The organism is Edaphobacter sp., assembly GCF_035532915.1.
In the GTDB taxonomy this organism is placed as follows: Bacteria; Acidobacteriota; Terriglobia; order Terriglobales; family Acidobacteriaceae; genus Edaphobacter.
This window is the reverse complement of sequence record NZ_DATKQC010000005.1, coordinates 1-14,302: the sequence shown is the minus strand read 5'-3', so window position 1 is coordinate 14,302 and position 14,302 is coordinate 1. Positions and strand designations below refer to the sequence as shown.

Annotated in this window: 13 protein-coding genes and 4 tRNA genes; 5 read left to right on the top strand and 12 right to left on the bottom strand. The window is 60.7% G+C overall.

Annotated elements, in window-relative coordinates:
- From tuf to VMU57_RS00180, 10 genes are all read right to left on the bottom strand, one after another.
- Window positions 1–1,188: an elongation factor Tu gene (tuf, locus tag VMU57_RS00225; protein ID WP_325379567.1), complete on the bottom strand. Its 1,188-nt coding sequence runs from the start codon at window positions 1,186–1,188 to the stop codon at window positions 1–3.
- 74 nt (window positions 1,189–1,262) lie between these two features.
- A complete protein-coding gene (locus VMU57_RS00220; RefSeq protein ID WP_325379565.1) occupies window positions 1,263–1,580 on the bottom strand; it encodes a hypothetical protein in 318 nt (105 codons plus the stop codon).
- A 32-nt stretch (window positions 1,581–1,612) separates the two neighbouring features.
- A tRNA-Gly gene (locus VMU57_RS00215) sits at window positions 1,613–1,687 on the bottom strand.
- 46 nt (window positions 1,688–1,733) lie between these two features.
- Window positions 1,734–1,808: transfer RNA gene (locus VMU57_RS00210), tRNA-Thr, on the bottom strand.
- Between the two features lie 249 nt (window positions 1,809–2,057).
- A tRNA-Tyr gene (locus tag VMU57_RS00205) sits at window positions 2,058–2,144 on the bottom strand.
- A gap of 196 nt (window positions 2,145–2,340) precedes the next feature.
- A tRNA-Thr gene (locus VMU57_RS00200) sits at window positions 2,341–2,416 on the bottom strand.
- Between the two features lie 146 nt (window positions 2,417–2,562).
- Complete coding sequence (locus VMU57_RS00195; RefSeq protein WP_325379563.1) at window positions 2,563–3,165, bottom strand: HAD-IA family hydrolase; 603 nt, start codon at window positions 3,163–3,165, stop codon at window positions 2,563–2,565.
- Between the two features lie 116 nt (window positions 3,166–3,281).
- A complete protein-coding gene (locus VMU57_RS00190) occupies window positions 3,282–4,070 on the bottom strand; it encodes a tetratricopeptide repeat protein (RefSeq protein ID WP_325379561.1) in 789 nt (262 codons plus the stop codon).
- A gap of 2 nt (window positions 4,071–4,072) precedes the next feature.
- Complete coding sequence (locus tag VMU57_RS00185; RefSeq protein WP_325379559.1) at window positions 4,073–4,855, bottom strand: hypothetical protein; 783 nt, start codon at window positions 4,853–4,855, stop codon at window positions 4,073–4,075.
- 52 nt (window positions 4,856–4,907) lie between these two features.
- Window positions 4,908–6,755 carry an alpha-L-fucosidase gene (locus VMU57_RS00180; RefSeq protein ID WP_325379557.1) on the bottom strand — a complete coding sequence of 616 codons (1,848 nt, stop codon included), beginning with the start codon at window positions 6,753–6,755 and terminating at the stop codon, window positions 4,908–4,910.
- A 231-nt stretch (window positions 6,756–6,986) separates the two neighbouring features.
- Between VMU57_RS00180 and VMU57_RS00175 the strand changes: the two genes are divergently transcribed.
- Both VMU57_RS00175 and VMU57_RS00170 read left to right on the top strand, forming a co-directional pair.
- Window positions 6,987–7,988 (top strand): hypothetical protein, encoded by a 1,002-nt coding sequence (locus tag VMU57_RS00175; RefSeq protein ID WP_325379555.1) that lies wholly within the window; start codon window positions 6,987–6,989, stop codon window positions 7,986–7,988.
- Between the two features lie 223 nt (window positions 7,989–8,211).
- Window positions 8,212–9,531, top strand: coding sequence for a sorbosone dehydrogenase family protein (locus VMU57_RS00170; protein WP_325379553.1), 1,320 nt, complete (start codon window positions 8,212–8,214; stop codon window positions 9,529–9,531).
- Window positions 9,532–9,660: 129 nt separating this feature from the next.
- Here the strand turns inward: VMU57_RS00170 and VMU57_RS00165 are convergent, their stop codons facing one another.
- Window positions 9,661–10,689: a M23 family metallopeptidase gene (locus VMU57_RS00165; RefSeq protein ID WP_325379551.1), complete on the bottom strand. Its 1,029-nt coding sequence runs from the start codon at window positions 10,687–10,689 to the stop codon at window positions 9,661–9,663.
- Window positions 10,690–10,932: 243 nt separating this feature from the next.
- Between VMU57_RS00165 and thiL the strand changes: the two genes are divergently transcribed.
- The 3 genes from thiL to VMU57_RS00150 are packed head-to-tail and all read left to right on the top strand — an operon-like array spanning window position 10,933 to window position 13,657.
- The gene (thiL, locus tag VMU57_RS00160; RefSeq protein ID WP_325379549.1) at window positions 10,933–11,937 is read left to right on the top strand and encodes a thiamine-phosphate kinase; all 1,005 of its coding nucleotides are present in this window, start codon (window positions 10,933–10,935) and stop codon (window positions 11,935–11,937) included.
- 23 nt (window positions 11,938–11,960) lie between these two features.
- A complete protein-coding gene (locus VMU57_RS00155) occupies window positions 11,961–13,082 on the top strand; it encodes a cystathionine gamma-lyase (RefSeq protein ID WP_325379547.1) in 1,122 nt (373 codons plus the stop codon).
- The gene (locus VMU57_RS00150) at window positions 13,079–13,657 is read left to right on the top strand and encodes a hypothetical protein (RefSeq protein WP_325379545.1); all 579 of its coding nucleotides are present in this window, start codon (window positions 13,079–13,081) and stop codon (window positions 13,655–13,657) included. The genes VMU57_RS00155 and VMU57_RS00150 overlap by 4 nt, the downstream gene beginning before the upstream one ends.
- Here VMU57_RS00150 and rsmD read toward each other — a convergent pair.
- Window positions 13,602–14,198, bottom strand: coding sequence for a 16S rRNA (guanine(966)-N(2))-methyltransferase RsmD (gene rsmD, locus VMU57_RS00145; RefSeq protein WP_325379543.1), 597 nt, complete (start codon window positions 14,196–14,198; stop codon window positions 13,602–13,604). The genes VMU57_RS00150 and rsmD overlap by 56 nt on opposite strands.
- Window positions 14,199–14,302 lie beyond the last annotated feature (104 nt).

Here is a 14,302-nt window from a genome sequence, read left to right as displayed (position 1 = left end):
TTACTTAATGATCTCGGAGATGGTCCCAGCGCCGACGGTGCGTCCGCCTTCGCGGATGGCGAAGCGCAAGCCCTTCTCCATCGCAACCGGTGTGTGCAGCGTGATCTCCAACTGGATGTTGTCGCCCGGCATCACCATCTCGGTGCCTTCCGGCAGCTTCGCCGATCCGGTCACGTCCGTGGTGCGGAAGTAGAACTGGGGGCGGTAGCCGTTGAAGAACGGGGTGTGACGGCCGCCCTCTTCCTTGCTCAACACATAAATCTCGCCCTTGAACTGCGTGTGCGGCGTAATCGATCCTGGCTTCGCCAGCACCATGCCGCGCTCCACATCTTCCTTCGCTATACCTCTGAGAAGAAGTCCGGCATTGTCGCCCGCCAGACCTTCGTCCAGCTGCTTCTTGAACATCTCAACGCCCGTGCACACCGTCTGCTGGGTGTCGCGGAAGCCGACGATCGAGCACGCCTCGCCAACCTTGATCTTGCCGCGCTCGATACGGCCCGTGACTACAGTTCCGCGGCCGGAGATCGAGAAGATATCTTCGATCGGCATCAGGAAGGGCAGGTCGACCGCGCGCTCCGGCTGCGGAACATACTTGTCCACCGCCGCCATCAGCTCGTCGATCTTCTCTTCCCACTTCGCTTCGCCGTTCAACGCGCCCAGCGCAGAACCGCGGATGATCGGGGTATCGTCGCCAGGATAGTCGTACTTCGACAACAGCTCGCGAACCTCCATCTCGACCAGTTCGATCAGCTCTTCGTCTTCGACCGCATCGCACTTGTTCAGGAACACCACGATGTAGGGAACGCCAACCTGGCGCGCGAGCAGAACGTGCTCCTTAGTCTGCGGCATCGGACCGTCGGTCGCAGCCACGACGAGAATCGCGCCGTCCATCTGCGCCGCACCCGTGATCATGTTCTTGATGTAGTCGGCGTGGCCCGGGCAGTCGACGTGAGCATAGTGGCGGTTCGGCGTCTCGTACTCCACGTGCGAGGTCGCAATCGTAATACCGCGCTCACGCTCCTCAGGAGCGTTGTCGATCGTGTCGAACGAACGGAACGTGTTCTTCGGGTTGTGCTTCGACAGCACCTTCGTGATCGCCGCCGTCAGCGTCGTCTTGCCGTGATCGATATGCCCAATCGTTCCAATGTTTACGTGCGGCTTTGACCGGTCAAACTTTTCCTTGCCCATGACTACTCGTCTCCTCGTGTTGGCCGGCGTTGGACCGGCGGTATAAAAAATTTAGCTAAAAATCAACTCACCGATCAGTAGTACGCGTACAGCTTGAAAAACTTCTGTCGCAGCTCCGGCGCAACGCGCTCGAGGCTGGCGAGGTAAAGCTCGCGAATCTGGCCCTGATCGCTGTTACCCAGCCGGCCATACTCCGCTGCCGTGCCGCCGCCCAACAGACCCTTGCCCAGCACAGACTGAAAATCACGCACACGAACCCCCGAACGATCGAGGGACTTCAGAAAGCCTGCTACATGCCCCGAAGAGAATGAGGATTCAACGGCCCCCTTCACCACGCCAAACGGCTCGGGGTCGGCGACATGAAGTACAGCCTGCTCATGCAAAGTGCTCAACGCAATCTCCTACGGAATCGCCTGCAAACGTTTGGAGCGGGAGACGGGAATCGAACCCGCGACCAACAGCTTGGAAGGCTGTGACTCTACCACTGAGTTACTCCCGCCCTGCTACTGCAAAGTCGTCCACCTTCTGGACTTCTCAAAAAAATCTGGAGCTGACGGAGAGGCTTGAACTCTCGACCTCTCCCTTACCAAGGGAGTGCTCTACCACTGAGCTACGCCAGCATGAAAACTTGTAAGCAACTGCAAATTTTTCTACCGTAAAACAATTTTACCGCGAACGGTAGCGTTCCAACCCAACGCGGAAGGCAAAATAGCCTAATAAAACCCACGTCAGCGACCGATATTTTCCTGGCTGCATCGTATGCCAGGAAAGTAAGGCCAATACCCCGATGACAGCAAGCGCAATCCACATCCGTCCGCTGCCTACAGGGCTTAGATCCACAACGCTCCACTCGTACAACTAAAAACTAGTGGTGCACAGGGGAGGATTCGAACCTCCGTAACTCGAAGAGTGGCAGATTTACAGTCTGCTGCCATTAACCACTCGGCCACCTGTGCACATCCTGCAAAATCCTCTCTGCAACGCACAGCCCTCGTCTCAATCCATCAAGCCCCGTGCAACGATCCATATCCCGAATCGTGCGGGTTATCTAAAACCTTGAAGAAGTCTGAGGAGGCCTGCATGACCAGAACGGCAAGCAGTACAACCAAATCCGTCTTTCTACCGCTTCTACATCTCATGGCTACCTGAAACTGGAGCTGGCGAAGGGACTTGAACCCCCGACCCTCTGATTACAAATCAGATGCTCTACCAGCTGAGCTACGCCAGCCCAAACAGCCCTGCTTTACCGCTATAAATCGGCCCTCTGTAAGCCCAACCGCAGAACGCGCAGCAGTGCCTGCGCAGAGTGCGCCGCAGTCGTAACTTTAGCATAGCCGGAACGTGGTCGCAACGTGGCTGCCTCTTGAAAACTCTTCAGCCAATTGAAACCCGCTCCCATGGCGGAGGGACCTTCACCGAGGCCATTCCCGCAGCGGTCGCAGCCTGTACGCCCATGTCCGTGTCCTCGAAGACCAGGCACGACTCGGGCGCGACTCCGAGGCTGCGCGCCGCCGTCAAAAACGGCTCCGGATCGGGCTTGCTCTTCGCGTAGTCCCCGGCGCAGACCAAGGTGTCGAACCGATCGAGAATCTTGAGCGATTTAAGCGACGCCACCACCGAATCCCTGGTGCTTCCTGAGACCACGGCAAAGGGAATCTGTCCAAACTGATCTTCGATGTGCTCCAGCACCTCGGGCACAGCCTTGAGCTGCGGAAGGGCTGCGTAGTAAGCCTCTTCCTTTCGCCGCGATAGCTCTTCGACCGGCATTGTTAGCCCATGCCGCTGGTTGAGCGTGGAGATAATCTCCGTCACCGGCATGCCTCCCCACGCATAAAAGATCTCTTCGTCGAACTCGCAACCCCACTCGGCAAGCACATTCCGCCAGGCGACGTAGTGAAGTGGCATCGAATCGGCGATGGTGCCGTCGCAATCGAACAGATAAGCCTTGAAGGGGCCAGCAGGTAATTTCAGTTTCAAAGTCTGTTGCCTTCTCCCGACATCATCGCTTTCTAGTTTGGCGATGATATTTCCATTTTCTCATCGTGGACATTTTTCCTGACTGCCGGACTTAATGCTGGTGCTTATGGATGAGGTTATGGGTCGCGGTACTCGCGGCGCTTGAGTTCGCGGAGCGCCTGTTCGTGGCCCTGAAGGGCGGCCTGACGAGTCCAGTGGCGGGACTGAGTGTAGTCGTGCTCTACGCCCTGGCCTATGGCGTAGAGGTGGCCGAGTTGGAACTGGGCCTCGGCGTTACCGTGGTCGGCGGCCTGGCGATACCACGCAGCGGCCTGCGCGTAGCTGAGTGCGACTCCCTGGCCGGTGTAGTAGAGGTCGGCCAGCTTCTGCTGGGCTTCGGGAAAATTCTGCGTGGCGGCAAGTCGATACCAATGAGCAGCTTCGGTGTTGCTCTGCTCGACTCCCTCGCCTTTGCGATACATGAGGCCGAGGTTGTATTGCGCCCAGGCGAGATGACTGTGGGCGGCACGCTGGCACCACGCGAAAGCTTCCGCGAAGTCGTTGGCTGCGTAGTAGCGGAAGCTGAGATTGGCCTGCGCGTAAGCGTGGCCCTGTTCCGCGGCCTTGCGCTCCCAGTACGCAGCCTCGGTATCATTCTGGGGCAGTCCCTGGCCCGCATCGTACATGGTGCTGAGCAGGTATTGCGACTCGGCGTGGCCTTGCTCGGCGGCGAGTTGGAAGCCGGTTGCGGCTTCGGCAAAGTTGCCTGCGTTGTAGTCGGAAACAGCCTGCCGGTAGTGCGGGTTGGAAGCCGCGTTGGCTGCGTCGCGACGGCCTCGCGCGATGATGCCGGAGCGAGTGGAACCCAGCGTCAGCGCGGTGCCGGTGGGAATGTGCTGCAGGCCGCCTCTGGTTTTATCTTCCATCTTTATCTTCCAAGCCCGCTGATCTGGCGGTCGACAAGCTGGAACCGGCTCTGAGCATCAGCGATCTGCTCGCGCAGGCTGGTGGCAAGTTCGGTGAGGAGGTCGCGGTGCTCGCGGGCTGCGGCCTCGGCGTCGAGGTGAAGATGGGCGATGTCGCTGGCGAGCAGCGTGTGCAGCTCGGTGTCGAGGGTGACGATGTCACGCTCGGCATGGCGGATCTGGCGACCAATGCGAAGCATCTCGGCGGCGGCACCTTCTCCGGCGATGAAGGCGTTGATCTCGCGGTGATCGTCAAGCAGACGCTGCAGGGTTTCAATATCGCCATGACCGTAGGCCTGGTTGGCGCGGGCCATCAACAGGGTGAAGTGCTTCTGCTCGGCGTCGTCGCGAGCGAAGTCGGGATGAATGCGCTTGGCGACATCGCGGAAGAGGGCTTTAAGGCTGAGCGGCGGGTCGAATTCTTCGGCTTCGCGGGCCTCGCCGAATGCGGCATCGTGAGTCTCCTGGGCGCGCTGGCGGGTCTCCTCGGCGCGGCGGCGTGCGGAGTCGGAGTCGTAGAGGGCTACTTCACGCTCGGCGATGCGCGCTTCCAGCTCATCGAGCTCAGCGTAGAGGATGCCTACCTGGCGGAGGTAACGGCCTTCGAAGGTCTTGAGCTGGGCGCGGATTTGGGCAAGCTCGGATTCGCGTTCGGCGAGCGTGGCGCGAACGGTCGCGAGCTGCTCGCGCATGTCGAGGAACGCGGCAGCGTCCGGAATTTGCTGAAGAATGATTTCGGCTGGCATGCGGCTTCCCTTGACGGGAAGTTCTAGTTTACCGGAGCGGCGAAAGTGCTCTTCAAGTGAAGATCACTTTCAGCGCGGCAGCATAGTCCACCGACGGCTTGTACCGCTCCGGCAGCGTCACACTCAGCCCCGCCGCCGTCTGCTTCCACTTCACCTTCGCGTCCGTCCCCAGCAGTTGAACATTCGTTACCTTGCCCGGCTTCGTCGCGGCAGACGTCCCCAGCGACTCCACCACAAACTCCCCCGTTGGCCAGCCCAGCACGATGGTATAAACCACCGTCTTAGCCTTGTTCCGTGTGAAACGTATGTCCTTCTCGCCCAACGTGGTTACGCTCTTGCCCTGGAACGATCCCGCCGTCACCGCATTCGGCCCCTCGCCGTAGACTGCCCACGGCCGGGTCTCGTAGATTGCCTCGCCGTTCGTCTGCATCCACGCTGTAATCCCGTCCAGCACCGCGATCTCCTTGCTATCGATCGTGCCGTCCGGCTTACCCGGAACGTCCAGGATGAAGATGCCGTTCTTGCTGACCGCATCCACCATCCAGTGGATCGCGTCCCTCGGCGGCAGGTATCCGCCATATTCGCCCGGCTTGTCGTACAACTTGCGGTCGTAGTGCCAGTCTCCGATGCAGGTCTCCGACTGCCACACATACGGCATGATCTTACTGGTGATGCCGCGCTCGTAGTCCGCAACCACCGTCTTGGCCAGGTGGTCGGGCACGCCTTTGACGTTGAGGATGCCCTCCTGCTTCCCGCTATGCGTCTGCAGATTGCGGTTGTAGAAATACGCGGCGATATTCATTCCGCCCCACCCCAGCGGAAACAGCGTGTTATCGAAGTACAACAGGTCCGGGTTGTGCTGATCGATCAGATCGCGTGTCCGGTCGTAAAAGTTCTTCACGTACGAGATGTCCGGCAGCGCATTCTCAGGGTGCTTCGGCCCGTAGAGCAGCTGCGGATCAAGCCCCTCCCACCACGTATTCTTTCCGTCTGCCATCGTCATCCGGCCGTCGTACGGCATGCCGGCTCTCGGCCCGGCCTTGTCCGCGTCGTGCGAGGTCTGAAACCACCACCAGTTCCGCGCCTGATGCACGGTCACTCCGAATCTCATTCCCTGCCCGCGTGCCGCGGCGGCCCATTCGCCAACGACGTCCCGGTGAGGCCCAATCGCGCCCGAGTTCCAGGGATGGTGTTTCGATCTCCACGCGTCGAACCCGTCATGATGGTTCGCCAGCGTGATAAACAGCTTCGCGCCCGCCTTCTTGTATCGCGCGATCAGCTCCTCCGGCTGCCAGTTCAACAACGTCCACTGCGCGCACAAATCCTTGTATCCAAACCGGGACGGGTCGCCATAGTGCGCCATCTGGTTCTTGTAGTCGTCCGATCCTTCCATATACATGCTGCGGGCGTACCAGTCCCCATGCTCGGGAACACACTGCGGGCTCCAGTGCGCCCAGATGCCGAACTTCGCGTCCTGATACCACTCCGGCGTCTCATACTGCTGCAGCGAATCCCACTCAGGCTTGTACGGCCCCTCACCGGAGAGTCCCGCAATCGGCCCCACCATCGGCACCCCGTCCAAAGACCCACCCGGAACCGGCAACTCCGGCGGATCGCCCCAGGCCGTCGGCTTCCACTCTGCGTCATCCAATTTTTCCTTGAGGAACTGCCCATCCTTCAGCGCGAAGAACTCCCGCTGCTCCGCCGGTGTCGCGCAGAATGCCGCATAGTCTTCGTTCAACGTGTCGAAGCTCTTGAACGCGGGCGTCTGTGCAACCTTCGCCGCCTCCTCAGGAGAGACCCCTGGAACTTTCGGCTTTGCCTGCCCCGCCTCTGCTGTAGGTGCAACCGTCGCTGCCGCCGCTGCGGCAATCATCTTGCAAAAATCCCTGCGTTCCATTGATTCGCTCCTGACGATTCGTCGCTGATGAAAAGGGTATTTAAAATGTGGCAGGATTATTTCAGTTCCGACCTATCGAGGCAAGTCAGCAACAATAAAGGTCTTGAAATCTCTCTTTGACAATCAGACAAGATTTCACAGACTCACCTGCGCTTGCGACGGATTGGGAGACCGCCCTAAACTCACTGAAAACATTGCCCTCCGCTGCCGGACAGAGTAGAAACAGAGTGGATGCGCAAATCGACCCGCTACTCGCTTCTTATCGTGCTCGCGCTCGTAGCCGCGCTGGCCGTCGCCATCTTCCTGCGCAAGGCCGCTCCGCCGGAGGCCGCGCGGCTGCTGCCTGAGTCCGACGCCATCGTCTACTTCAACCTGAAGCCTCTGCGGCTGGCAACCCACTTCGACCGCACCCCAATCACCCGCAGCGCCGACTACCAGCACTTCATCGACGCCACCGGGATCGTGCCCGAGCGCGACCTCGACGACGCCGCCTTCGCGCTGCACCGCATGGACGACCCCAACGGCCCCAACGGCCCGGTCGGTTACTCCGAGGTCTTCGAAGGCCGCTTCGACGGGACGCGCCTCGCCCGCTATCTTGCGACCATCGCCACCTCGCAGGAGACCTACGACGGCCACACCATCTTCACCATCCCCGTAGGCGACCTCGATCCCAAGACCCGCACTGCGCGCCAGCTCCGCGTCGCACAGCTCGACTACGACACCATCGCCGCCTCCAACATGCCCACGACCGAGCAGATCCACTCCATCCTCGATCGTCACCGCGCGGCGGCATCGCCCTTCTCCGGTTCTTCGTTGCTATCAGCGCGCTATCGCGACGTTCCCCTGCTGTCGAGCGCATGGGCCATCGGCCACATCGGCCTGCCCTTCTCCGAACGCGGCTACATCTCTGTGCTTGGGCTGCAGCTTCCGCTGCCCGAGGACACCACCTTCGTCGCCAGCCTGCGCTATGTGGGCGCGCTGCATCTGCGCATCGAGCAGATCGCTCCCACCGATGCCGAGGCCGCCCGCTCCGCCGAGACTTTGAGTACGCTTCTCAACCTCTTCAAATCCATCCAGCAGGGCCAGCCCCGCACCCCGGCCGACGCGTCGCTGCGTACCGTTATTGCGTCGCTGAGGGTCGAGCAGCACAAGGACCGCACTGTCCTGACCGGGACTGTTCCTCTCGACCTGCTCAAGGAGCTCACTGCGCCATCTGCCAGCCCTCAGCCATGATCCAGCATGGCTGGGCGTGACAAACGCGAGCGGTAAGGTAAATAATCGGGCCGTAAATTTCTCCAGCTTTGAAGCTGGCATCAAACCCTCTCAGGCTTCCATTCGTCAGTTCTATACATAACGAAATAACCTGCCCCCCTCGAATTTGAGATTGTCGGCAATTAGATTTCGCTGCCCCGGCCAGCAGCACCTAAATGTCTTTCAGCATGCAAGGAGTATCCGCATGAATAGACCACTTCCCTCTCTTCTCCAGATGCTTGCGTTCGCCTCCATTGCGTCCGTACTGCCACTGTCGCTCTCCGCTCAATCCACCCAGACCATCACCGGGCAGAACGCCTTCACCGACTACTCGCAGGAGCATCCCGGCGTCCGCCGCAAGATCACCGTCGCCGATCTGCCCGCGCCTGCCCCTGAGCAGTCGGTCGACAACGGGGCCGACATGGTGCCGCGTCCCGACAATGCCTGGCCCCAGGCGCCCAGGGGCTTCAAGGTCGAGCTTTACGCGCAGGACTTCAAGCAGCCCCGTTACATCCTGACCGCGCCCAACGGCGACCTCTTCGTCGCCGACAGCGCTGCGGGTGAGGTCAAGGTGCTGCGCGGCGTTACTGCCGACGGAAAGGTCAAGACGATCGAGACCTATGCCAGCGACCTCGACCATCCATTCGGCATCGCCTTCTACCCCAACGGCGCGAATCCCAAGTGGATCTACATTGCCAACACCACCAGCGTCGTCCGCTTTCCCTACAAAGAGGGCGATCTGAAAGCTACGGCAGCCCCCGAGACCATCGTCCCTGTACTGCCGGGCTACGCGCAGCTACGCGGCGGCGGCCACTGGACACGCGATGTCGTCTTCTCAAAGGATGGCCAGCGGATGTTCGTCTCGGTCGGCTCTGGCTCCAACATCGACGACCCCGACACCCATTCCCGCGAGTTTCACCGCGCCGATGTGCTGGAGTACACGCCCGAAGGCAAGTTCGTGAAGATCTACGCCTATGGCATCCGCAACTGCGTCGGCGAGGCCATCAACCCCATCACCGGGCAGCTCTGGTGCTCGACCAACGAGCGCGACCAGCTGGGCAATAATCTCGTCCCCGACTACATCACCCACATCGAGGAGGGCGGCTTTTACGGCTGGCCCTGGTACTACATCGGCGACCATCCCGACCCACGCCTCGGCGGTAAGCACCCCGAGTTGAAGTCGAAGGTCATCGTCCCTGACGTTCTTCTGCAGCCGCACTTTGCCTCGCTGGAGATGACGTTCTACGACGGCAAGCAGTTTCCTTCTTCCTACGATGGGGATGCCTTCGCCGCGGAGCATGGATCATGGAACCGCAATCAACGCGCTGGCTATGAAGTGATCCGCGTGCCGATGAAGAACGGCCACGCTACCGGAGAGTATGAGGACTTTCTGACCGGCTTCGTCCGCGCCGATGGCAAAGTATGGGGCCGTCCGGTCGGCGTAAGCGTAGCCAAAGACGGCTCGCTGTTCGTCTCCGACGATGGCACCAGGAGCATCTGGCATGTCGTTTATACCGGAAAATAGTCTGGAGAAAGTACGACGGGCGAGGACTCAGTTCCTCGCCCGTTGTGCCGTACACAGCGATTGGATTGTCTTTTCAAACGGTGCTCGTCGGTGCAGATCGGGATTATGCCTCAAGCACTGCACTGCTGCCTAGCTGCCTGACGCCGCGTCCTTACCCAGATTTGCCATCGTTACCCGCATATAGCGGTGTGGGTTAACCGGAGTGTTGCGGATCCGGACCTCGTAGTGAAGATTGGAGCCGGTAACCCTGCCACTGTGGCCAACATATCCGATCACCTGGCCTCGAATCACCACCTGGCCGATGATCGAAGCGAAGGCAGAGAGGTGCGCGTAGCAGCTCTCGACACCATGGCCGTGATCGATGATGACCTCGCGACCGTAGCCATTCACCATTCCTGCCAGCTTCACCACTCCATCGGCAGTTGCGTGTACCGGTGTCCCGGTCGGCGCGGAGATATCGAGGCCCTTATGAAACTCGCCCTCACCGTTGCCCTTGACCGGATCTTCGCGCTCGCCGAAGCTGCTCGTGATCGGTCCCATGACCGGCCACAACGAGGGAGCATACGAAGCCATCTGCAGGTTGCCGGTATCGGTCATATTCAGGCCGCCCGACGGGGTGTAGTCGGGGCTACCGATGACTGTCAGCGCACGCGTCACCGATCCGCTCATCGCGGAGTTTCGCAGAGCGTAAAAAGATTGGAGCGACTTGTAGTAACTGTCATCGGTGAGGCTGTTGCTGGTTTCGGTCAGGGCAGCCGTCGCAACCGATTCGGTGCCGGCCGACCGTCCATGCCGTCCTGTCGTGACCACCACTTTGCCGGTGGAAGTCAGCTTGGCCGCAGTCAGACCGTAAAGGGCCGAAACCTCGCTCGCCAGCGAACCCAGCGACGCAGCCTCTACGTCCTTATCGTGCGCTGTCTTCTCGAGATGCGCATAATCTTTTTGCAGCGAGTTATGGTCCTGTCGAAGCTGGTTGAAGCGTGCCGTCTTGATCAGCATCCGCGAGTACGATCCGGCCATCCCGGTGATCGTAAACATGCCAATTACCGCGGCCGCCACGAAGATATAGGCATAGTGCAGCGGCACCGGAACCTTCTTCAAGCCGCCGTCTTCGTCACGGCTGACGAACATGAGGTAATAACGCTTCTTAAGAATCAATCGACAGTCCAGACCCACATAAATTTTGACCGCACTACAATCGCCGTTCGCAAAGCTTCACTGCGGATGAACTCAAAGGCACGATTCAATCAAGGCAAATGAGCTTCACTAATTGGCATTCCAACATTGCAGTTTTGATTTGAGCGTCTGATACAGCCTAACAAACCAAACGATGCCGCACAACTCGCTTTTGCCACACAATATACCATCGTCATACCACGTTTCGGCCATATTTCGCACACCATGAGAGAGTTAGCCCTGATCGAGCAAATCCGCCGTGACTTCGGCACCTCGCGAAGTCGAGCCGTAGCCCTTGGCATTGGCGACGACTGCGCTATCCTCCGCCCTGCGGCTGGGTCAGAAGTCCTTGTTACGACAGACTTTACCCTCGAAGGGCGACACTTCCGCCGCGATCTGCACCCACCTGAGTCTGTCGGTCACCGGTGCCTTGCGCGTGGTCTCAGCGACCTGGCCGCCATGGGCGCAACCCCCATGACCGCCTTCCTTTCGCTCGCCCTGCCTGCCGATCTAGTCGCGACCGCCAGGGGCCGGGCGTGGACGAGACGCTTTTTCGAAGGCCTGCAAAGCCTCGCCAGACAGCATAAGATCACCCTCGCCGGGGGAGATACCGCTCAGTCCCCGTCCGATGCCATCCTTGCCGATATTGTCCTTCTGGGTACGGCTCCAGCCGGCAAATCGCTGCGCCGGTCAGGGGCACATGCAGGCGATGCGATCTATGTCACCGGATCGCTTGGAGGCGCCGCGACCGAGCTCGCCACCATGCTGGCGGGTGATACGAGACTCAAAAAGGTCAGAGACGTCGCAAATCACCCTCAGACCTTTCCCCAGCCTCGCATCGCCGTGGGGCTGGCTCTGCTTCGCCGCGGGCTGGCGACGGCCTGCATCGACATCAGCGACGGGCTTTCCACCGACCTCATCCACCTCTGCCAGAGTTCCACGCTCTCAGCGGAGATCGAGCAGGCCGCGATTCCTCTGCATCCCCTTGCCGGCAAATTGCGCCCTCGGCAAGCCTTGGACGCTGCCCTCCATGGCGGCGAAGACTACGAGTTGCTCTTCGCGGCTCCGGCATCGGCGCGCATGCCTCGGCAACTTGGGGGTGTCCCCATCACACGCATAGGGCAGTTCACGCGCAAACAGTCCGAGCGCTCACTGATCACCCTGCTTGAGCCAAACGGCAGCCGCGCTACACTTGAGCCACAGGGATGGGAGCACTTTTCCAGCCGGTAGACTCCCCCTCCATTCGGAGACTCATGCGCGATTCCACAAAGATCATCCGCTCCGGTCTGACCCCGGCCGTTCCCGGCACACCGCTCCACTCCGGCCCGGTCTTCGCGGCTCCGTACCATACTCCCGGCGACCCCGCGAACGCGGCTTACAGCTACGCCCGCTCCCATAACCCCACCTGGACGGAGCTGGAACGTGCCATCGCCGAGATGGAGTCCGGCCCCGGCTACAGTGCCAATACACTGGTTTTCGCCTCGGGCATGGCTGCCACTACCGCGGTCTTTGGAGCCATCCTGCGCCCCGGAGACGCTGTCGTGCTTCCCTCAAACGCTTACTTCGCCGCCCGTGTGCTGGCGCAGGAGTACTTCGCCAAGATGGGCATCGAGCTTCGCACCGCCCCCACCGCCCGCAATGCGCAGGCCGAGCTGTTGGGGGGTGCAAAGCTGCTTTGGCTGGAGACGCCCAGCAATCCCACCATGGAGATCTGCGACATCGCCGCGCTGTGCGAAGCGGCCCGCCGTGAGGGCGTGCTGGTAGCCGTCGACAACACCACCGCCACTGCGCTGGGCCAGCGCCCGCTCGCGATGGGCGCAGATTTCTCCGTCGCCTCCGACGCTAAATCCATGACCGGCCACAGCGATATCCTTCTCGGCCACGTAGCCACGCGCGACCTCGAGCTGCTTACGAAGATCGACCAGTGGCGCACGCTTACCGGGGGCATCCTCGGCCCCATGGAGGCTTGGCTCGCCCTGCGCTCCATCGCCACGCTGCCCCTGCGGCTTGAGCGAAGCTGCGAAAATGCCCAGCACATCGCGGAGTTTCTGACGACGCGCAAAGAGGTCGAGAGCGTCCTCTACCCCGGCCTGCCCACGCATCCCGGCCACGCGATTGCGGCGAAGCAGATGCAATACTTCGGCGCGGTGCTCAGCTTCACTCTGCACGACCGCTTAGCCGCAGAGAAATTTCTGGCGAACGCAAAACTCCTCACTGAAGCCACCAGCTTCGGCGGCATCACCACCACCGCCGAACGCCGCGCCCGCTGGGGAGGCGATGCCATTCCCGAGGGCTTCATCCGCATGAGCGCGGGCTGCGAGGCCATCGAAGACCTCCTCGAAGATATGGCCCAGTCATTGGACCAGATCCAATGACACAAAGCTGGACCGCCGAAGTCCTGAAGCAGTCGCCAATGATCGCGCCCGCCCGCCAGTTCACCTATCCTCAGCAGATCGCAGGCGAAGAGGACGCACTGGCCCGAGGCGCGTTGCAACTGATGGTCCGGCCCGCCAGCGGCGGAGCCTTTCTCGCCACCTGCGCCCTCGGCTTCAACGATCCCAGCATGCCCACTGGCGTCTTCGCCTGCCCAAACCCGGACGAACTTTGCGCCGTCGCTGGAGGGTACGCCTACATCGTCGACACGGCGCACCCCGAACGCAGCACTCACATTACGCTCAAGCCGGTGGTCGAAGTGCGCTCGCTACCCGAGCAAGATCTGCTGCTTTTCTCGGGTTTCCACAGCGTCATCGCCTGGGGCAAAGATGGCCAGGCGTGGCACACAGCAAAGCTAAGCTGGGAGGGCCTTCGCATCACGGTCGTCGAGGGCAACACGCTGCACGGCTTCGGCTGGAACCTGATGACCGACAAAGAAGTCGCCTTCTCCGTCGATCTGCTTACAGGGCAGCATCAGGGTGGGGGGTTTTCTCCTCCGCAAAGGCAAAAAAACTGAGCGAGGCGTCGCCCTGCTTCACCAACCGCGTATGCTCCAATCCGCCATAGCGCGCGGCCAGCTTCGCTTTTTTGGTATGCTCCGCAATCACCAGCGCATCGGGCGCAAGCATCTCGCGTCCGCGAGCGCTGCCGAGAAAGCTCAGCGTGCCCGCATATTCCGCCTCTGCCTCATACGGCGGATCGAGAAAGATCAGATCGATCTGCTGGGTAAGCTTGCCCAGCTTCTGCAGCACAGCGCCGACTCCGCGCGGCTCAATCGTATAGCCGCTGCTGATCTTCAGTGCCGCAAGATTAGTGCGAAGCGAGGCGAGTGCAGGATCGGCATTTTCGGCGAACCAGACATGGGCCGCACCACGGCTCAGGGCCTCGATTCCAACTGCGCCGGTTCCGGCATAGAGGTCGACAAAGCGGCAGCCTTCGAGCCGCGGCGAAAGAATGCTGAAGAGAGTCTCACGCAATCGGTCGCTCGTTGGCCGTGTATCCAGACCACGCGGAGCGGCGAGCTGACGGGAGCGATAGGTTCCTGCAATAACGCGCATCTCCCGATGGTATGACGGCAGCGCATACAATGATAGCTATGCGTGGGTGGTCATTTCCGATCGGCAGATTTCTCGGCGTGGATATTCGCATCCACACCTTCCTT